Origin of the sequence: Roseomonas sp. FDAARGOS_362 (genome assembly GCF_002754815.1) — a bacterium.
GTDB classification, from domain to species: Bacteria; Pseudomonadota; Alphaproteobacteria; order Acetobacterales; family Acetobacteraceae; genus Roseomonas; species Roseomonas mucosa.
The window spans coordinates 3,695,678-3,715,042 of record NZ_CP024588.1 but is presented as its reverse complement, the minus strand read 5'-3'; the positions used below and the strand labels follow the sequence as shown (position 1 = coordinate 3,715,042).

The window sequence follows — 19,365 nt, the reverse complement described above, 5'->3', positions numbered from 1 at the left end:
TTAATTAGATTTAGGGAATCGCACGAAACCGGGCAGGCACAGCGGCCATTAACCGGGATCATTCCCAAAATGGGCTTCACTTTCCCGTTTTCTGGGATAAAAAACCTTTCTCCGGCCGCGTTTCCGCGACCGGAAGCGAAAGGCGGATCGTCAGGCCTTCGGCCCGGTCCAGGCGGAGAAGCCTTTCTCCAGGTTGAACAGCCGCCCGGGATCGTAGCCGGCCGTGGCCAGGGCGCGAATGACGGCCGCGCTCCGCATGCCGGACTGGCAGTAGACCAGCACGTCGCGGTCCCGTGGGATATCGCCCAGCACGCCGGCGGCGGCGGTGCCCTGTTCCCGCAGCGCGCCGATCGCCTCGTCGATCAGCGGCTTGGGGATGCGCAGGGCATCCGGCAGGGTCCCGCCCATCCATTCCGGCGGATTGCGGACGTCGAGCAGCACCATCTCCGGCCCCGCCTCCAGGCGGGCCAGGACCTGGGCGGCGGAAAGCCCCTGCCCGACCACGGGCGCGGAGCAGACCATCTGCACCTCCCGCAGCACGATCTCGGAACGCGGCTTGCTGCAACAGGGACAGTCGGGCGCCTTGGCCACGGTGACGGTGCCGAAGCTCAGGTCCAGCCCGTCATAGACCAGCATCCGCCCGATCATCGGCGTGCCGATGCCGGTGAGCAGCTTGATCGCCTCGGTCGCCTGCAGCGCGCCGATCACGCCCGGCAGCACGCCCAGCACCCCGGCCTCGGCGCAGTTGGGCGCGAGTTCGGTCGGCGGTGGCTCGGGGAAGAGGCAGCGGTAGCAGGGGCCGACCCGGGCATCGAAGACGCTGAGCTGCCCGTCGAAGCGCAGCACGCCACCATAGACGTTGGGGATGCCGAGCCTGGTGCAGGCATCGTTGACGAGATAGCGCGTCGGGAAGTTGTCGGTCCCGTCGATCACCACGTCATAGCCGGCGATCAGGTCCAGCGCGTTGTCCACGGTCAGGAAGACGTCGTGCCGCTCGATCACCAGGTCCGGGTTCAGGTCGGTCATGCGCGCGGCGGCGCTTTCCGTCTTCTGCCGGCCCAGGGTGGAATAGCCGTGCGCCACCTGGCGCTGGAGGTTGGTCTCCTCCACCACATCCGGGTCCACCAGCCCGATGCGGCCGACGCCCGCGGCGGCGAGGTAGAGGGCGGTGGGGCAGCCCAGCCCGCCGGCGCCGATCAGCAGCACGCTGCCGGCCTTCAGCCGGCGCTGCCCCTCGATGCCGAATTCCGGCAGGATCAGGTGACGACCGAAGCGCCGCAGCTCCGCGGCGCTGAGGTCCGGCAGCGGAGCATCCGCGAGGCGCGCGCTCATCCGCCGGCGATGCTCGCCAGGATGCGGATCTCGTCCTTGCCGTCGACCGGCGTGTCCAGCCCGTTCAGCAGGCGGATGTCCTGCCCGTTCTTGAAGACCATCACGAAGGGCCGGAGCCGATTCGCGGTGAAGAGATGGCCCCGCATCTCCGGCAGGTCGTCCACCAGGCTGTCCAGCACCGACTGGACGGTGTCGCCCTCGACCGTGACCTGTGCCTGCTGGGCTGTGTATCGGCGGAGCGAACTCGGCACCAGGATAACCGGCATGGAACCCCTTTCGGAACGTGCCAGGGTCCCTGCCGGCCGCTGCACGGCTTCCGGCGGCGACGCCTCGCGGAGAGGCGCCAGGGCCACCGGCATTCATGCCGGGCGGGCGGGGACCCAATGATCAGAAGCACCTATAGAGCGACGGCGTGTCGAAATCTGCAACCAAAATCTCGATTAAATTGACACATAACTACTTGATGTGAATTAAGAGTGATTAACAACGCCGTCGCTTCGGGTCATCCATGGCCCGGTTCAGGATCGGCCCAGGGTCCTCACATTCGCCGCGACACGGCGGCGGGCGGGGGCCATCGCGGCATTGGCGATCTGCCGCGCATCGGCACCCTGCAGCGCCTTGCGGCCCGCATCCATCCAGCCCTGGGTGAAGGCGCGCTGCTTCTCCAGCGCCATGGCCGTCAGGGCCGGGGCGGCCGTGGCGGGTTCCGCCCAGAGGCTGGCCGAACGGAGGGTGAAGACCCACCCGGCCTGCCAGGCGAACAGGCTCCAGCGTGTCATCTCGGCGAAGGCCCCGATGGGGTCCGCTGGGTTCGGTGCGATTTTGGGCATGGGTGCCTTCCTACAGGTTCGGCTACAGCGCCGCCAGGATCGTTTCGGCCTTGCTGGCCTCGAAGGCGCCCGGAGCCTCGATCCCCACATGCGCCACCTTGCCGTCGCGGGCGATCAGGGCGAAGCGCTGGCAGCGCACCCCCATGCCGCGGGCGCCCAGGTCCATCTCCAGCCCCAGCGCGCGGGTGAAGGCGGCGGAACCGTCGGCGAGCATGGCGATCTCCTCGCCCAGGCCCTGGTCGCGGGCCCAGGCGGCCATGACGAAGGCGTCGTTCACCGCCATGCAGGCGATCGCATCGACGCCCTTGGCGCGCAACGCCTCCGCCTGCTCCTTGAAGCCCGGCAGGTGGCGGGCGGAGCAGGTGGGGGTGAAGGCGCCGGGGACGCCGAACAGCACCACCGTCCGGCCGGCGAAGAATTCCGCGGTGTCCTGCTCCTGGGGTCCGTCCGGGGTGGCGCGCATGAGCCTGACCGAGGGGATCGTGTCGCCGGGCTGAATGGGCATGGGCTTCCTTTCCTGCGGGATGCGCCCCGATGGGACTGTGGGGCGCCTGTGCGGATGCGGCGCGAGCGGAGCCGGGCTGTCAAGCGCCAGCCCCCCGGCGAAGCTGTGCCGCCAGCCTTCCGGAACCGCCCGGAACGCCGCCCCGGAGGCGCCTTCGCCCGCATCCGCCAGGACCGTGCGAAAACACGATGGCGGAGACGGCTTGTCGCCACAGGCCGCTTGCGGGCGACCGGGGAGCCCGCCACATTCAGGGGCGATGGCGAGGCACGCACGAGACGACGACACCCCCGATTTTCCCGAGGACGCGCCCGAGGGAGGCAAGGACACGCCTGCCCGCCGCCCGGCCCGGCGGCGGAGCCGGAAGGACCGCGACCAGGGCATCCGCCTGCCCGACAGCACCTCCCTGACCGGGCAGGTCCTGATCGCCATGCCCAGCATGCAGGACCCGCGCTTCGCCCGCAGCGTGATCTGCCTCTGCGCCCATTCCTCGGACGGCGCGATGGGCATCGTGCTGAACAAGGCCATCGAGAACCTGTCCTTCGACGACCTGCTGAAGCAGCTCGACGTGGCGCCGGTGCCGCCGCAGCGGCGCATCGCGCTGCATGCCGGCGGGCCGGTGGAGGGCGGGCGCGGCTTCGTGCTGCACACGGCCGACTGGTCCAGCGAGGGCAGCCTGCAGGTCGATCCCGAGCTGGCCCTGACGGCGAGCGTGGACATCCTCAAGGCCATCGCCGGCGGCGGCGGGCCGCGCCGGGGCCTGCTGGCCCTGGGCTATGCCGGCTGGGGACCGGGGCAGCTGGAGGAGGAGCTGCAGCAGAATGCCTGGCTCAACGTGTCCCCGGACGAGGCCCTGATCTTCGAGGAGGAGGAGAACGACGCCAAGTGGCGCCGGGCGCTGGCCAAGCTCCGCGTGGACCCGCTCCTCCTGGTGAGCATCGCCGGGCGGGCCTGACCGCGCCAGGGCGGGCCGCTGCGCGGCATCCGGCCTCGGCCCGTTCCGCCACACCCGACAGGAACCGGCGCCGCCGCGGGCCGATGACACCCCGTTCATGTTGTGCGGCCATGCCAAACGTGGAAAACCCCCGTCCCCGGGGGGGCATTCCTGGGAGGGAGCCACGCTCCTTGCCCCCCTCCCGCCCCTGACGTGCCCCTGACATGAAGGAGCCGCGCCGCCCCATGGCCCTCGCCCCACGCCGCCCCGTCCTGTCCCTGCTCCGTGACTTCCTGGACCACAGCGCCTCGGGCGGCCTGGTCCTCATGGCTGCCGCCGCCCTGGCGCTGATCGTGGCCAATACCGGCCTGGCACCGGCCTATTTTCACGCGCTGCACGCCTATATCGGCGGCCTCAGCCTGCTGCACTGGATCAATGACGGGCTGATGGCGGTCTTCTTCCTGCTCGTCGGGCTGGAGATCAAGCGCGAGATGCTGGACGGCCAGCTCGCCAGCTGGGGCCGCCGCACCCTGCCCGGCATCGCCGCCCTGGGCGGCATGGCGGTGCCGGCGCTGATCTATGTCGGCTTCGCCCATGGCGATCCGGAGGCGCTGCGCGGCTGGGCCGTGCCCGCCGCCACGGATATCGCCTTCGCCCTGGGGGTGATCTCCCTGCTGGGGCAGCGCGTGCCGGCCTCGCTGAAGATCTTTCTCGCAGCCCTCGCGATCCTCGACGACCTCGGCGCCGTGGTGATCATCGCGATCTTCTACACGGACAGCCTGTCGCTGCTGGCGCTGGGCGCCGATGGCGTGATCCTGGTGCTGCTCTTCCTGCTCAACCGGGCCGGGACACGGCAGCTCTGGCCCTATCTGCTGCTTGGCGTGCTGCTCTGGTTCTTCATGCTGCAATCGGGCGTGCATGCCACGCTGGCGGGCGTGCTGCTGGCGCTCTGCATCCCCCTGCGCCACCGCCCGGGTGGCGCCGACGACACGGCGAACTCGCCGCTGCACCGGCTGGAGCACGGGCTGACCCGCTGGGTGAACTTCCTGATCCTGCCCATCTTCGGCTTCGCCAATGCCGGCGTCTCCTTTGTCGGCATGAGCCCGGAGGCCCTGCTCGGCCCCGTCTCGCTTGGCGTCGGGCTGGGCCTCTTCATCGGCAAGCAGATCGGTGTCTTCGGCGGGGCCTGGCTGGCCGTGAAGCTCGGCGTGGCGGAACGCCCGGCCGGGGCGACATGGCCGCAGATCTACGGCACCGCCCTGCTCTGCGGCATCGGCTTCACCATGAGCCTCTTCATCGGCCTCCTCGCCTTCCCCACCCATCCGGAAATGCAGGACGCGGTGAAGATCGGCGTGCTCGGGGGTTCGGTGGTCTCCGCCCTCTGCGGCGCCGCCCTGCTGCGCGTCACAGGACGGGCGCTGGATGCGCGGGGCGAGGCGGTCCGGGTCTCCTGAGGCGCCGCTCCCCTGACCCGGGGGCAAGGCCCTGCCCCGCCCCCGATACCCCCGCTCCGTCAGGACCCTGAGCGTCCTGGGCCTCCTCTCCGTGGGCATTCGCCGAATCCGCGCGGCGCCCGCTCCAGGCGGGGTCCCGGGGAGGCCCTTGCCTCCTTGAGTGGAGAGGGTGTGGGAGAGGCAGCGCCTCACCCACGGACGGGGCAGCGCCGGATCAGGCGCGGCGCAGGTTCCACAGGTACGGGTTCGGCCCCTGCAGCACGCCGGAAAGATCGGCGCGGAAGCCGGTCTGCAGCACGAAGATGCCGGTGGGCGCGAAGGGCACGCTGTTCCAGCTCGTCTCCTGCACGCGGCGGAGCGCCAGGGACTGCGCCTGGGCATCCGGGGCATAGAGCCAGTGGTCGATTGCCTCCTCGGTGGCCGGGTCCTCGGGCCAGCCGAACCAGGCCTTCTCCCCATTGCCGCGGATGGCGAAGTTCACCGCCGGGTTGGCGATGGAGCCGGAGGGGGCGTTGGTGGGCAGGATGTTCCAGCCGCCCTCGCCCGGCTTCGCCTTGCTGGTCCGGCGGGCGAGCACGCTGGCCCAGTCCGTCTCCACCAGATCCACGTCGAAGCCGAGCTGGCGCATCAGCTGCGCGGCCAGCCGCCCCTGCGGCGCGATGGCGGCGAAGTCGGAGGCGTTGATGATCACCACCTTCGCCCCCTCCACCCCGGCGGCGCGGATGATCTTCCGGGCCGATTCCAGGTCCGGCGCCACGGGCGCATGGCTCTCCACACCCGGCAGGGTGCAGGGGAGCATGGCATGGCATTCCGCCCAGTCGCCCGGGGCGGCGACGGAGGCCATGAAATCCGGCTGCGCCACGAGGTCGCGCACGGCGCGGCGCACCTCCGCCTTGTTGAAGGGCGGGTGCAGCTGGTTGAAGCGCATGATCCCGAGGAAGCCCATCGGGTCATAGACCTGGAAGGCCAGCCTCGGGTCCTGCTTCAGGGACGGGATCAGGTCCGGCAGCGGGTATTCCACCCAGTCCACCTCCCCGGTCTTCAGCGCCGCCGCCGCGGTCGCGCCATCGGGGATGATGTGCCATTCGAGCCGGTCGAAATGCACCAGCTTGCCGCCCGAGGCGCCGTCGGCGGGTTCGGCGCGGGGCACGTAGCGCTCGTTGCGGGCATAGGCGACGCGGCTGCCGCTGTTGAACTCGTCCGGCAGGAAGCGCCAGGGGCCGGAGCCGGTGATCTCGGTGATGGGCTTGTCGCCCGGCGTCTTCGCGATGCGCTCCGGCATGATGAAGGGCACCACCGAGGCCGGCTTGGCCAGGGCATAGAGCAGCGCCGGGAAAGGCCGGTGCAGGCGGATCGACAGGGTGCGGTCGTCCGGCGCCGTCCATTCCGCCACGCTCTGGCGCAGGATCTGCCCGAACTGGTCGCGCGAGGCCCAGCGTTCCAGCGAGGCGATGCAGTCGCGCGCCCGCACCGGCTCCCCGTCATGAAAGCGCAGCCCCTCGCGCAGCCGGATGGTCCAGCGCTTCCCGTCCTCGCTGGTCTCGTGGCCTTCCGCCATCTGCGGGTGCGGCCGCAGCTTGGTGTCCGTGGCGTAGAGCGTGTCGAAGACGCAGAAGCCGTGCGTGGTGCTGATCGTGGCGCTGAGGAAGACCGGGTCCAGCACCGTCAGCGCCGCCTGCGGTACGAAGCGCAGGGTGCGGGCACGGGTGGCGCCGGAATTCCCCCCCTGGGCCAGGGCCGGGCGGGCCAGGATGGGGGTGGCCAGGATGGGTGTGGCCAGGATGGGGGCGGTCAGCCCGGTCTTCAGAAGGTCACGTCTTTGCATGCGGGAAGTCCTCTCTCGCTGGTCCCTGGATGCGAGGCGAGGTGCAGGGCCACGGCGCCTGCCGGGGCGCCCGGCGGGGCAGGACGTTCCGGAAAGGGCCGCCCTTCCGTGGCATGAGGTGCACCGATCCCTTCGCCGGTCCTAACCGGGGCAGGTTCCAGGGGTCGCGGGCCGCCTTGCCCGCCTCTCAGCCCGTTATGGGCTCCCCCCGATGTCCGCCCCAGCTATGGGCCAGGGGCGGAACGGCGGCAAGACGCCCGCGCCGCGACGGCGGAGCGATCCTTTGCGCCACCCCCTGGAACCGCCATGGCAGCGGGGCCTATGCTGCGGGCAAAGCCCGACAGGCAACGAGGAAACCGACGCCATGGATGCCGTGACCCAGCCGCCCGTGATCCGCCTGCATCCCGAGGACGGGGTGGTGATCGCGCGCATGGTCCTCCCCCCCGGCACCACCGTCGCCCCCGGGGTGCGAGCGGAGAAGCGCATCCCCGCCGGCCACAAGGTCGCCATCCGCCCGCATGTGAAGGGCGAGGCGGTGCGGCGCTACGGCCAGGTGATCGGCTTCGCCACGCGCGACATCGCCCCCGGCGAATGGGTGCATGTGGAGGAGATCGCGATGGGCGACTTCTCGCGCGACTATGCCTTCGGCGCCGACCTGAAGCCGACCGAATATGTGCCCGAGCCCGCGACGTTCCTGGGCATCCGACGGCCGGACGGGCGGGTGGCGACGCGCAACTATGTCGGCATCGTCACCAGCGTGAACTGTTCCGCCCATGTGGCGGAGCTGATCGCGCTGGCCTTCCGCCGCAACCCGATCACCGGCGAGGACCCGCTGGCCGCCTGGCCGAACGTGGATGGCGTGGTGGCGCTGACCCACAAGACCGGCTGCGGCATGGCGCAGGGCGAGCCGCTGTCGCTGCTGCGCCGGACCATCGGCGGCTATGCGCGGCACCCGAACTTCTCGCATGTCGTGGCCATCGGCCTGGGCTGCGAGGTCAACCAGATCGGCGGGATGATGCAGGAGCAGCGCCTCGCCGACCGGCTGCGCAGCATGGACATCCAGGAGATGGGCGGCGCCCGCAAGACGGTGGAGGCCGGCATCGCCTTCGTGCGCAGCGTGCTGGACGAGGCCAATGCCGTGCGGCGCGAGCCGGTGCCGGCGGGCGAGCTCTGCGTCGCCCTGCAATGCGGCGGCTCGGACGGCTATTCCGGCATCTCCGCCAACCCGGCGCTGGGCGTGGCGAGCGACCTGGTCGTGCGCCATGGCGGCACGGTGATCCTGAGCGAGACCACCGAGACCTATGGCGCCGAGCACCTGCTGACCCGCCGCGCGGTGAGCCCCGAGGTCGGGCAGAAGCTGGTGGACCTGATGCACTGGTGGGAGGACTACACCGCCAAGGAGGGCGCGGAGATCAACGCCAACCCTTCCCCCGGCAACAAGGCCGGCGGGCTGACCACCATCCTGGAGAAGAGCCTGGGCGCCATGGCCAAGGCGGGCCACACGAACCTCGTGGAGGTGTACCGCTATGCCGAGCCGGTGGCCGCCAGGGGCTTCGTCTTCATGGACACGCCGGGCTACGACCCGGTGGCGGCGACCGGGCAGGTGGCAGGCGGCGCCAACCTCGTCTGCTTCACCACCGGCCGCGGCAGCGTCTTCGGCGCCAAGCCGGCACCCAGCCTGAAGCTCGCCACCAATTCCGCGATGTACGAGCGGATGCAGGACGACATGGACATCAACTGCGGCACCATCCTGACCGGCGAGGAAACGGTGGAGCAGTGCGGCGAGCGGATCTTCCGGCAGATCCTGCGCGTGGCCAGCGGCGAGCGGACCAGGAGCGAGGAATTCGACTTCGGCGCGGCGGAGTTCGCGCCCTGGCAGATCGGCGCGACGGTCTGAGGAGCGGGCGGCGGCCTTTCCTGGTCGCGTCCCGCTTTGCGGTTGCCCACCGGGGACCGGAGCCGGCTCCCGAACCCCGGAGTTTTCATCGGTTACGGAGGATGCCCTACATCTCGTTCAGCCGGATCGAGCCCTGGGCGACCCGCAGCGCCCAGGGCAGCGGCAGCAGGCGCGAGGCCAGCACGATCAGCGAGGCCCGCGCCCGGCCCTTCAGGCTGCACGCGGCGGCCGCGGCGGCGAGTTGCGCGGCGAGGCCAGGACCCCGGCGCCCCTCCATCCGCGACAGCAGCCCCTCCAGCGTCTGGATGCGCCAGTTCCGCGTGGCCCAGCGGGTTTCCTGCGGCTCCAGCCGGAGTTGCCCGGCCGTGCTGGACAGGCGCTGCACGCGGGTGCGGTAGCCATCGAGCCACACGGCGATGTTGGCCCGGTTCAGCCCCTTCACCGCATCGCCGAAGGAGCGGCCATGAACGCGGTAGAAGGCGACCGTCCTCTCCGCCACCGCCACCCGGCCGAAGAGGGGCACCGAATCCATCAGGTAGGTGTCGGCGCCGATGCCCTGGACGGTTTCCGGCAACGGCATGATCCGCTCCAGCACGTCGCGGCGCCAGGCATTGCCCGAGGTCGGCGCCGAGACGACGGCGCCCGGGCCGGTGGCCAGGATGCGCGCGCCGAGATCGCCCTGCGGCGCGCTCCGCCCCGGCAGGCGCCGGCCGAGCTCCTGCCCGCCGGGGCCCACCACCGTCATGTAGCCCTGGGAACGGACGACGGCCGGGTCGCGGAAGGCGTGCAGATGCGTCAGCACCGCATCGGGGGCCAGATAGTCGTCGGCGTCGAGGAAGATGACGATCCCGCCGCGGCTGGCGGCGAAGCCCTGGTTGAAGGAGGAGATCTGCCGTCCTTCCTCCTTCAGGATGACGCCGATCCGGTTGCCGTAGCCGGCGATGATCTCGCGTGAGCCGTCGCTGGAATAATTGTCGACCACCAGCACATCCAGGCCGAAATCCCGGCCCGCGCCCTCCTGCTCCAGCGCGCTGTCGATGCACTGGCGGATATAGGCCGCGTAGTTGTGGCTGGTGATAATGACACTGACATGGGACCCCGTGGCCCGGCCCGTGCCCATCCACGCAGCCGCCGTCGCAGCGCCCCCCTGGGAGGCTTCTGCGCGGGGGATGGCCAGCCGGTCTTTCATCGGGCCTGCTTTCTGCACCGACCTGCCCTTCTTCCAGAGTAGCGGCCGAAAATTACCCGAAAGCCATATTAAAAAATAGTTCATTCCAATGAAAAGGAGACAGGCGGATGCGTTTCCGCATCCGCCCGCGCTCCGGCCGGGAAGGCGATCAGCGGGCCGGGTTGGCCGCGTTGAACTTGTCGATCAGGGTCGAGGCCGCGGCCACGCAGGCCTGGGTCGACTCGTTCTCGGCGCAGCGGATGCTCATCTCGGTGCCGTTGCGCTCGATCCGGAAGGACGCGGCGCGCGAGGGCGACGGGCCCATTGGCCGCATCATCGGCGGGCCGCCGCGCCAGCCATGGTGGGGGCCGGGGCCACCCTCGGGCCCGCCCGGGCCACCGGGTCCACCAGCCCCCTGGGGCCGCTCGGCCTGCGGGCCGCCCGGAGGCGGCGGCGGGGTCTGGGCGATGGCCATGCCCGCCGCGCCGAAGAGAGCCAGACCGGCGCCGAGAAGAAGGATCTTCTTCATGGGAAATCCTCACCGTGTTCCTACGGCAGGTCGGCGATTCCCGACCCATCCGTGGAATCGGAAATAAGCACCCTCATCTCTTCTGTCTCGGCCAAAGTTGCGACAGATTGTTTCTGTTCCGTGCTACGTAAACACCCTGGATTTCCCATGCGGCTTTTCGAGGAAATCTTTGCCTTGCTTTCGCCATGCCAGGGAGTTTGCTTCGTCACGACATGAGAGCATGGTCATGCCCAGGATTGAAGCGAAAGCATGCCCACGCGCGTTCATGCCGTCACCTCAAGGGAGCAGCAGACGGTGAAACACCGGATCACGGCCCATACGATGGCGCTGGGTCTCGGACTTGGGCTGGCGCTGGGCGTCGTGGCGCCCGCCTCGGCGGCCCCCGGCTACGCCACCGGCGATGTCAACCTGCGCGCGGGGCCCGGCACCGCCTATCCGCGCGTCGCCATGATCGGCGCCGGGGCACCGCTGGAGATCTTCGGCTGCCTCGACGGCTACAACTGGTGCGATGTCGGCGCCGGCGGCATGCGGGGCTGGGTGTCCGGCAGCTACCTGCAATATGCCTATCAGGGGCGGCGGGTGCTGATCCCGGAATACGGGCCACGCATCGGCGTGCCGATCGTCACCTTCGACTTCGGCGACTACTGGGGCCGCTACTATCGCGGCAGGCCCTGGTACAGCCCGCATGACCGCTGGGGTGGCCCGCCCCCGCCGCCCTACCGCCCCGGCCCGCCGCCGGGCCCGCCGCCCGGCTGGTACGGGCACCCAGGCGGCGGGCCCGGTGGTGCGGGCTGGGAACGTCCCGGGCACCCGCCCGGTCCCGGCTATGGCCCCGGGCCCGGTGCCGGCCCCGGTGGCGGCCCCGGCCCTCGCCCCGGCCGCCCACCCGGGCCGGAATGGGAGCGCCATGGCCCCGGGGGACCGGATGGGGAGCGCCGCGGCCCTGGCGGGCCGCCGCCCTACTGATGCGCCCCGCGCGTGGGGCAGGTCCTCGCGCGCGGCAGGCGATCCTGGCTCTTGCCACGCCCGCTCAGGAAAAGGTCCTGGGTTCCGCGCGGTCCGCTCTTGCCCCCCCTGGCGGCCGGCTCCCAAGGGCGGCCCCCCCGGGTTGCGCCCAAAGATCACGCCAAGCGGCCATCCCGGGCCGGCGACCTCGCGCCTGGGTTCCGGCCGGCAGTTCCGCCCCTGGCCCGTCCCTGCCCCGACTCTCCCTCCCCGGCTCCATCCGGCCCTGGGCGCCTTACCCCGGCGCGGCTATAAGCGCCCCTCGCCAGCGCCCCGTCCGGCCCCCGCCCCTGGCGCTTTCCCCCCCACCCGGATCGAGGAACCCGTCCCGGCATGACCATCGCGATCGACCTCGGCACCACCACCGCCGGCTCGCCCGCGACCCTCGACCTGGAGGAGCTCCTCGCCACCCGCCTGCTGGTCCAGGGCAATTCCGGCTCCGGCAAGTCGCACCTGCTGCGGCGGCTGATGGAACAGTCCGCCGCCTGGGTGCAGCAGGCGGTGATCGACCCAGAGGGGGATTTCGTCAGCCTCGCCGAGAAGTTCGGCCATCTGGTGATCGACGCCGCCGCCCAGACCGAGCGCGGCCTGCAGGCCGCCGCCGAGCGGATGCGCGAGCACCGGGTCTCCGTGGTGCTGAACCTGGAGGGGCTGGATGCCGAGGGGCAGATGCGCCAGGCGGCGGTCTTCCTGAACGGCATGTTCGAGGTGGACCGCGACCTCTGGTCCCCCGTGCTGGTGGTGGTGGACGAGGCGCAGATCTTCGCCCCCGCCGCCGCGACCGAGGTCTCGGACGAGGCCCGGCGCGCCTCGCTCGGCGCCATGGCCAACCTGATGTCGCGCGGCCGCAAGCGCGGGCTCGCGGGGATCATCGCCACGCAGCGCCTGGCCAAGCTGGCCAAGAACGTCGCTGCCGAGGCCTCGAACTTCCTGATGGGGCGCACCTTCCTCGACATCGACATGCAGCGCGCCGCCGACCTGCTGGGCATGGAGCGGCGGCAGGCGGAGCAGTTCCGCGACCTGCCGCGCGGCAGCTTCGTGGCGCTCGGCCCGGCCCTGTCCCGCCGCCCGCTGCCCATCCGCATCGGCGTGGTGGAAACGCAGACCCGCTCCGCCGGGCCGAAGCTGACGCCGCTGCCCAATGCACCGGAGGAGGTACGGGAACTGATCCTCACCCCGCCGCCCGAGCCCGTCCGCCCCGCGCGCCGCGCGCCGCCCCCGCCCGCGCCGGACATCCTGGCGCAGCTCGCCGCCGCCCGCCCGCCCGCCGTGCACAGCCGCGCCGAGCCCGCCCCGCCCAGCCCGGAGGAGCTGGCGGAGCGCGAGCGCCGGCTGGAGGAGGTGCTGCACGCGCTGCTGGAGGACCCGGAGGCAGCCTTCCGCCCGGTCAGCGTGCTCTATGGCGACTTCCTCGTGCGCTGCCGCATCCGGGCGGTGGCCGGCAAGCCGATGGAGCTGCCGGAATTCCGCGCCCGCCTCGCCGTGGCACGCGCCGGGGTGGATGCCGGCACCGCCGAGAACCCGGAATGGGCCGCGGTGCGGAGCCGCGCCGCGGCGCTGCCGGAGGATGTCCAGGGCGTCTACCTGATGCTGGCCCGTGCCGCGCTGGACCGGCGCCCCTGCCCCTCCGATGCCGCCATCGCCCAGGCCTATGGCACCCGCTCCCTGGGCCGCGCCCGCCGCGTGCTCGCCTATCTGGAGGAGCAGGGCATGGTGGTGCAGCAGCAGGACCGCCAGGGCCGCCGCGTCGCGCTGGTGGAGCTGGGCTGGGAAACCGCGCCGGGCGATGCCAATGCCGAGGCGGCCTGACCGGCCCCCGGCCGCCCATCCCTAACCGCCCGGCCGGCCCTGCGGGAAGCGCGGCAGGCCATCCGCCGCCAGCGCCCAGGGCAGGGCCTGGGAGGTCCAGAGATGCAGCTCGGGCGGCACCACGCCCGGATCGTCCAGCGTCGCGGTGGCGACGTCGATCTCGTCCGGCGAGTCCTCGCTGCGGAAGGTCAGGCCGGTGCCGCAATCCGCGCAGAAGCCGCGCAGCGCGGGCGGGCTGGAACGGTATTCGCGCATCTCTCCGCGCAGCAGCCGGAACTCCTTGAGCCGGACACTGAACCAGGCGACCGGCGAGGCTCCCAGGACCCGGCGGCAATCGATGCAGTGGCAGAGGCTGGCATGGAAGGGCGTGCCCTCCGCCACATAGCGGACCGCGCCGCAGGCGCAGCCACCTTCCACGGACAGGGTCGTCATCGGTGACCTCGCGGGCTTATCGGCACGGGAGCGTAGCGCGTTTCAGGCGAGATAGCCGCCCCCATTCACGTGGAACACCTGCCCGGTGATCCATTCCCCCAGGGGCGAGGCGAGGAACAGCGCCATGCCGGCAATATCCTCGGGCCTGCCCATGCGGCCCAGCGGCACGGCGCGGCCCATCTCCGCCAGTTCCTCCTCGGTGTTGCCATGGCGCGGCTGCGCCGTGTCGGTCAGGCCCGGCGCGATGGCGTTCACCCGGATGCGGTGCGGCGCCAGGGCGATCGCCATGGAGCGCGTCAGGCCGACCAGCCCGGACTTGCTGGCCGCGTAATGCGCGCCCACCGGCGTGCCGCGCATGGCGGTGGAGCTGAGGTTGACGATCGCCCCCGGCCGCCCCGCCGCGACCATGCGCCGGGCCGCCGCCTGGGCACAGAAGGCGCTGCCCTTGAGGTTGATGTCCAGGGTGCGGTCCCAGACCTCCTCGGTCATCTCCAGGAAGGGCGCGCGCGGGAAGATGCCGGCATTGTTCACCAGCACGTCCAGCGGCCCGAGCGCCTCCTCCGCCTCCGCCACCAGGCCAGCGGATCGTGCCGGCGCGGCGATATCGGCCTGGAGCGCCACGGCGCGGCGCCCCAGTGCCCGGATGGCCTCGCAGACCGCCTCCGCCGCCACGGCATCGTCGAGATAGTTCACTGCCACATCGGCCCCCGCCCCGGCACAGGCCAGAGCGATGGCGCGCCCGATCCCCTGCTGCGCGCCGGTCACCAGCACCACCTGTCCCGTCATCTCCATGGCCGATCCCCTTTCCCGTGCCGCCATCCGCCACGACAGGAGCATGGCCCCGCCGCCCTGGCCATGCCGCCCGGCCCGTTCCGCTGCGTCCGGATTGCGCGTTCTGTCCAATTCCCAGGCATTCCAGACACCTCAAGGACAATAAAAGCCAGAGCTGATGCACCTGCATGCATTCAAACCCCGGGGACGATAGGTCTAGCGTCCCTGCCTCGCCTCGCATTGCGGAAGGAGCGTGCCATGGACCTCGGAGTCTTCATCCCCATCGGCAACAATGGCTGGCTGATCTCCACCACCTCGCCGCAATACATGCCGAGCTTCGACCTGAACCGCGAGGTGGTGCAGAAGGCGGAGCGCTTCGGCTTCGACTTCGCGCTTTCCATGATCAAGCTGCGCGGCTTCGGCGGCCCGAGCGAGTACTGGGACCACAACCTCGAATCCTTCACGCTGATGGCCGGGCTGGCGGCGGTGACGACGCGGATCAGGCTCTTCGCCTCGGTCGCCGTGCTGACCATCCCGCCCGCCATCGTCGCGCACATGGCCGTCACCATCGACAGCATCTCGCATGGCCGTTTCGGGGTGAACATCGTGTCCGGCTGGCAGAAGGCGGAATACGAGCAGATGGGCATGTGGCCCGGCGCCGAGCATTTCGAGCGGCGCTACGACTACTGCTCCGAATACGTGCAGGTGATGAAGGACCTCTGGAGCACCGGCCGCTCCGACTTCAAGGGCCGCTTCTTCCAGATGTCGGACTGCCGCCTCGGCCCCATCCCGCCCAAGCCGATCGAGATCGTCTGCGCCGGGCAGAGCGGGCGCGGCATGAAGTTCGCCGCCGAATACGGCGACTACAACTTCATCAGCGGCGGCGGCATCAACACGCCGCAGACCGTGGCGCCCTTCGCCGCGAAGCTGCGGGAGCAGAACGCGCAGACCGGCCGCGAGGTCGGTGCGCTGGCGCTCACCATGATCATTGCCGACGAGACGGACGAGGCCGCCATGGCGAAGTGGGAGCACTACAAGGCCGGCGTGGACCTGGAGGCGCTGGACTGGCGCGACACCCAGGCGGCGGCGGATGTGAAGGCGGAGAAGACCTCCACCGTCGGCCGCATGGTGCATGCGCCGGAAAAGCTGCCGACCAACATGCTGCGCCTGATCGGCTCCTACGCCAGCGTGGCGAAGCTGCTGGACGAGATGGCGGAGATCGAGGGGCTGCGCGGCGTCATGCTGACCTTCGACGACTTCCTGGTCGGCATGGAGCAGTTCGGCACCCGCATCCTGCCGCTGATGAAGTGCCGCGCGGAACGTCCCGCCATCGCCGCCTGAGGCAGCCCGGCAGGGGCCTCTTCCCGACCGCGTTGCGCTTCGTGGCCAACCCCGGGGGCAAGGCAGCGCCTTTCCCCCGGGGACGCACGACGCCGGCCGTGATGCGGAACCGGCGGTCGTCTCAGCCCTGCCCGTCGAGCCAGGCGAGGACTTCCGCCACCGGCAGCACATCCGCGTATTTCACCGCCATGTCGTAGAGGCTGGCGAAATGCGGGCTCTCGTGCTTGTCGGCCACGCATTCCTCCGGGACGATCATGCGGAGGGAGCGGGAGAGCCCGTCCACCACGGTCGCGCGCACGCAGCCGGAGGTGGAGCCGCCGGTGACGACCACCGTGTCCACGCCGTGGAAGGCGAGCAGCGAACCGAGGCTGGTCTCGAAGAAGGCCGAGGCCATGCGCTTGTGGATCACCACGTCGCGCGGGGCGATGTGCAGGCGCGGATCGAATTCGGCGCGGGGCGAGCCGTGCCGGATGTTCTGCAGGGAGTCCGGCGTGTTCGTGCGCGTACCCCAGATGCCGCAGTCCTCGCCGCTGTCGAGATAGGCGACATAGGTCCAGACCACCGGCCAGCCGGCGCGGCGGAAGCGGTCCGCGAGGGCATTAGTGTATTCCATCTGGCGCGGATCGGTCTCGTAGGCGGTGCGGAAGCGCGCGGGCTCGGTATAGGCGCGCTGCGGGTCCACGTTCACCAGCGCGGCCTTGCGCCCGAAGCCGAAGCGCGGCCGGGGCGGGGCGGCCTTGAGCGCGAGGTAGATCTCGCGCGCCGTCATGTCCGATCGCTCCATCCCGCAGGGCTCCTGTCCTGGCCGGGGGGCGGGCAATCGCCGTGCCATCCCCGCCCAAGGAAAACGTGGCCGCCCCGCGCCGTTAGACGGGCCAGAGCGACCGGAAGCGAGCGACCGGGAACCGGCAAGAGGATACGGATCATGCGCGACTTGAAGGGGGCGGTGGTGGTGATCACCGGCGCATCCAGCGGCATCGGCCGCGCGGCGGCCCAGGCCTTCGCCGCGGAGGGGGCCAACCTTGTCCTCGCCGCGCGGCGGGAAAGCGTGCTGGACGAGGCGGTGGCGGAATGCGGCCGGCTGGCCCGCCCCCATGGCGCCCGTGCCATCGCCGTGCCGGCCGACGTGACCGAGGCCGGGGCGGTGCGGCGTCTGGCCGAGGCTGCGGTGCGCGAGTTCGGCCATGTCGATGTCTGGATCAACAATGCCGGGGTCGGCGCGGTGGGCGGCTTCGCCGAGGTGCCGGCGGATGCGCATGACCAGGTGGTGCGGACCAACCTGCTGGGCCACATGCACGGCGCCCATGCCATCCTGCCGCATTTCCAGGCGCGGCGGCGGGGCGTGCTGATCAACACCAACTCGCTCGGCGCCTGGGTGCCGACGCCCTATGCGGCTTCTTACAGCGCCAGCAAGTTCGGGCTGCGCGGCTTCTCCGGGGCGCTGCGGGGCGAGCTGTCGCGCTGGCCTGGCATTCATGTCTGCGACATCTTTCCGTCCTTCGTCGACACGCCCGGGCTGAGCCATGGCGGCAACTACGTGGGACGGGAGCTGAGCGCGCCGCCGCCGGTCCACAGCCCCTTCGACGTGGCAGAAGTCATGGTGTCCCTGGCCCGCAACCCGCGCCCCTCGGCCACGGTGGGGAAGGAGGTGCATCTGCTGCGCCTCGCGCAGGCCATGGTGCCGGGGCTGCTGCGCCGGGGCATGGCGCGGCTCATGGAACGGCAGTTCCGCCGCGCCCGTCCGGTGCCGGTGACGGACGGCAATCTCTTCGCGGCGCCGACCCGGAGCGGCGGCTTCCACGGAAGCGCGATCTATGGCGGCCTGCGCCAGCCCTCCGGCGGACACGCGCTCCGCACCGGCCTGATGCTGGGCGGGGCGCTGCTGGTGGGGGGATGGCTGTTGCGCCGCGCCCGGGGCTGAATGACACCTGCCGTCGAAAGCGGCAGAGAAACACCATTTTCCAGGCATTTGACGTTCTTTCAGGCAAACAACATTCCGCGACCGGCCCCTGACGGGTTTCCGGAAAGTGGCACTCCCGTTGCTACACCGTTGCGTGACCGCCGCCACCCGGCGGCGCGCCGGCCTGGCCCATGGAAGCGGCCGGCTGGCGCCATAGCGATCGCCTCTGGGGGAGTTTCCGCATGACGTCCAACCGACAGGCTCCGGGCGAGCCCCGGCCGGAACAGGCCCCCCTGGGTGGGTCGCCGGGTGTGCCGTTGGGCCGGCGCCAGTTCGGCCGCCTCGGCGCGCTGCTGGCTGGCGGCGCCGTACTGGGCGCGCCCGCCATCCTCCGGGCGCAGCCCGCCGGGCCGATCAAGCTCGGCATCCTGCATTCCCTTTCCGGCACCATGGCCATCAGCGAGACGACGCTGAAGGACGTGATGCTCATGCTCATCGAGGAGCAGAACAAGAAGGGCGGCGTGCTCGGCCGCAAGCTGGAGGCGGTGGTGGTCGATCCGGCCTCCAACTGGCCGCTCTTCGCCGAGAAGGCGCGCCAGCTCATCGCGCAGGACAAGGTCGCCGCCTGCTTCGGCTGCTGGACCTCGGTGTCACGCAAGTCCGTGCTGCCGGTCTTCGAGGAGCTGAACGGCATCCTCTTCTACCCCGTGCAGTACGAGGGCGAGGAGTCGAGCAAGAACGTCTTCTACACCGGCGCTGCGCCGAACCAGCAGGCGATCCCGGCGGTGGACTACCTCATGAAGGAAGAGGAGGTGAAGCGCTGGGTTCTCGCGGGCACGGACTATGTCTATCCGCGCACCACGAACAAGATCCTGGAGGCCTACCTCAAGACCAAGGGCGTCGCGCAGGGCGACATCCTGATCAACTACACCCCCTTCGGCCACAGCGACTGGCAGAACATCGTCAGCGAGATCAAGAAGTTCGGCTCGGCCGGCCAGAAGACCGCCGTGGTCTCGACGATCAACGGCGACGCCAACGTCCCCTTCTACAAGGAGCTCGGCAACCAGGGCGTCAAGGCCACCGACATTCCCGTCGTCGCCTTCTCGGTGGGCGAGGAGGAGCTTGCGGGCCTCGACACCGCGCCGCTGGTCGGCCACCTGGCCGCCTGGAACTACTTCATGTCCATCGACAACCCGGACAACAAGGCCTTCATCCAGAAGTGGCAGGCCTTCACCAAGAACCCGAAGCGCGTCACCAACGATCCGATGGAGGCGCACTACATCGGCTTCAACATGTGGGTGAAGGCGGTCGAGGCGGCCGGCACCACCGACAGCAACCCGGTGATCGACGCCATGCTCGGCGTGGCCGTGCCGAACCTGTCGGGCGGCACCTCCACCATGATGCCGAACCACCACATCACCAAGCCGGTGCTGATCGGCGAGATCCAGGGCAACGGCCAGTTCAACGTCGTCTTGCAGACGCCCGGCACGATCGTGGCGCAGGAATGGTCGCCTTATCTGGAGGGCTCCCGCGACCTGATCGCCGACTGGCGCAAGCCGCTCTCCTGCGGCAACTTCAACGTCAAGACCGGCAAGTGCGGCGGCGCGGGCGGCTGATCCCGCGCACCGCCACGGAC

18 protein-coding genes and 1 riboswitch are annotated in these 19,365 nt (G+C 70.6%); of the genes, 8 read left to right on the top strand and 10 right to left on the bottom strand.

The genetic code is table 11. From position 1 onward, the window contains the following. Positions 1-150: 150 nt before the first annotated feature. From moeB to CTJ15_RS21385, 4 genes are all read right to left on the bottom strand, one after another. Entirely contained in the window at positions 151-1,332 is a 1,182-nt protein-coding gene (moeB, locus tag CTJ15_RS21400; protein WP_099781974.1) for a molybdopterin-synthase adenylyltransferase MoeB, read from the bottom strand. Next, positions 1,329-1,598, bottom strand: a complete 270-nt coding sequence (locus CTJ15_RS21395) for a MoaD/ThiS family protein (RefSeq protein WP_026033223.1) — start codon at positions 1,596-1,598, stop codon at positions 1,329-1,331. The genes moeB and CTJ15_RS21395 overlap by 4 nt, the downstream gene beginning before the upstream one ends. Before the next feature lie 252 nt (positions 1,599-1,850). Further along, on the bottom strand, positions 1,851-2,162 hold the full coding sequence (locus CTJ15_RS21390) for a hypothetical protein (protein WP_075822341.1): 312 nt from the start codon (positions 2,160-2,162) through the stop codon (positions 1,851-1,853). A 22-nt stretch (positions 2,163-2,184) separates the two neighbouring features. Then, positions 2,185-2,667, bottom strand: coding sequence for a peroxiredoxin (locus tag CTJ15_RS21385; RefSeq protein ID WP_019461304.1), 483 nt, complete (start codon positions 2,665-2,667; stop codon positions 2,185-2,187). A 256-nt stretch (positions 2,668-2,923) separates the two neighbouring features. Here CTJ15_RS21385 and CTJ15_RS21380 point away from each other — a divergent pair, with 256 nt between their 5' ends. Together CTJ15_RS21380 and nhaA are read left to right on the top strand one after the other, a co-directional pair. After that, entirely contained in the window at positions 2,924-3,619 is a 696-nt protein-coding gene (locus CTJ15_RS21380; protein WP_019461303.1) for a YqgE/AlgH family protein, read from the top strand. Between the two features lie 224 nt (positions 3,620-3,843). After that, positions 3,844-5,052, top strand: a complete 1,209-nt coding sequence (gene nhaA, locus CTJ15_RS21375) for a Na+/H+ antiporter NhaA (RefSeq protein WP_099781973.1) — start codon at positions 3,844-3,846, stop codon at positions 5,050-5,052. Between the two features lie 214 nt (positions 5,053-5,266). Here the strand turns inward: nhaA and CTJ15_RS21370 are convergent, their stop codons facing one another. Next, on the bottom strand, positions 5,267-6,877 hold the full coding sequence (locus CTJ15_RS21370; RefSeq protein WP_099781972.1) for an ABC transporter substrate-binding protein: 1,611 nt from the start codon (positions 6,875-6,877) through the stop codon (positions 5,267-5,269). A 109-nt stretch (positions 6,878-6,986) separates the two neighbouring features. After that, positions 6,987-7,096, bottom strand: a riboswitch (TPP riboswitch). A gap of 145 nt (positions 7,097-7,241) precedes the next feature. Here CTJ15_RS21370 and CTJ15_RS21365 point away from each other — a divergent pair. Further along, a complete protein-coding gene (locus tag CTJ15_RS21365) occupies positions 7,242-8,774 on the top strand; it encodes a UxaA family hydrolase (protein WP_216348632.1) in 1,533 nt (510 codons plus the stop codon). Positions 8,775-8,880: 106 nt separating this feature from the next. Here the strand turns inward: CTJ15_RS21365 and CTJ15_RS21360 are convergent, their stop codons facing one another. Both CTJ15_RS21360 and CTJ15_RS24460 read right to left on the bottom strand, forming a co-directional pair. Then, entirely contained in the window at positions 8,881-9,894 is a 1,014-nt protein-coding gene (locus CTJ15_RS21360) for a glycosyltransferase family 2 protein (protein WP_075822338.1), read from the bottom strand. Between the two features lie 217 nt (positions 9,895-10,111). After that, the gene (locus tag CTJ15_RS24460) at positions 10,112-10,471 is read right to left on the bottom strand and encodes a hypothetical protein (protein ID WP_075822337.1); all 360 of its coding nucleotides are present in this window, start codon (positions 10,469-10,471) and stop codon (positions 10,112-10,114) included. A 249-nt stretch (positions 10,472-10,720) separates the two neighbouring features. Here CTJ15_RS24460 and CTJ15_RS21350 point away from each other — a divergent pair, with 249 nt between their 5' ends. Next, positions 10,721-11,437, top strand: a complete 717-nt coding sequence (locus tag CTJ15_RS21350; protein ID WP_083755477.1) for an SH3 domain-containing protein — start codon at positions 10,721-10,723, stop codon at positions 11,435-11,437. A 372-nt stretch (positions 11,438-11,809) separates the two neighbouring features. Continuing rightward, positions 11,810-13,285 carry an ATP-binding protein gene (locus CTJ15_RS21345; RefSeq protein WP_075822745.1) on the top strand — a complete coding sequence of 492 codons (1,476 nt, stop codon included), beginning with the start codon at positions 11,810-11,812 and terminating at the stop codon, positions 13,283-13,285. Positions 13,286-13,306: 21 nt separating this feature from the next. On the opposite strand, the gene CTJ15_RS21340 is transcribed toward CTJ15_RS21345, so the two are convergent. Both CTJ15_RS21340 and CTJ15_RS21335 read right to left on the bottom strand, forming a co-directional pair. Continuing rightward, positions 13,307-13,717 carry a GFA family protein gene (locus tag CTJ15_RS21340; RefSeq protein WP_075822746.1) on the bottom strand — a complete coding sequence of 137 codons (411 nt, stop codon included), beginning with the start codon at positions 13,715-13,717 and terminating at the stop codon, positions 13,307-13,309. A gap of 42 nt (positions 13,718-13,759) precedes the next feature. Continuing rightward, positions 13,760-14,620 (bottom strand): SDR family NAD(P)-dependent oxidoreductase, encoded by an 861-nt coding sequence (locus CTJ15_RS21335; RefSeq protein WP_099781970.1) that lies wholly within the window; start codon positions 14,618-14,620, stop codon positions 13,760-13,762. A 126-nt stretch (positions 14,621-14,746) separates the two neighbouring features. On the opposite strand from CTJ15_RS21335, the gene rutA reads away from it, so the two are divergent. After that, positions 14,747-15,829: a pyrimidine utilization protein A gene (rutA, locus tag CTJ15_RS21330; RefSeq protein WP_099781969.1), complete on the top strand. Its 1,083-nt coding sequence runs from the start codon at positions 14,747-14,749 to the stop codon at positions 15,827-15,829. Positions 15,830-15,950: 121 nt separating this feature from the next. On the opposite strand, the gene CTJ15_RS21325 is transcribed toward rutA, so the two are convergent. Continuing rightward, complete coding sequence (locus tag CTJ15_RS21325) at positions 15,951-16,613, bottom strand: isochorismatase family protein (protein WP_019461292.1); 663 nt, start codon at positions 16,611-16,613, stop codon at positions 15,951-15,953. A gap of 141 nt (positions 16,614-16,754) precedes the next feature. On the opposite strand from CTJ15_RS21325, the gene CTJ15_RS21320 reads away from it, so the two are divergent. Further along, positions 16,755-17,750, top strand: coding sequence for an SDR family oxidoreductase (locus tag CTJ15_RS21320; RefSeq protein ID WP_019461291.1), 996 nt, complete (start codon positions 16,755-16,757; stop codon positions 17,748-17,750). A gap of 296 nt (positions 17,751-18,046) precedes the next feature. Then, positions 18,047-19,345, top strand: a complete 1,299-nt coding sequence (gene urtA / locus CTJ15_RS21315) for an urea ABC transporter substrate-binding protein (protein ID WP_099781968.1) — start codon at positions 18,047-18,049, stop codon at positions 19,343-19,345. Positions 19,346-19,365 lie beyond the last annotated feature (20 nt).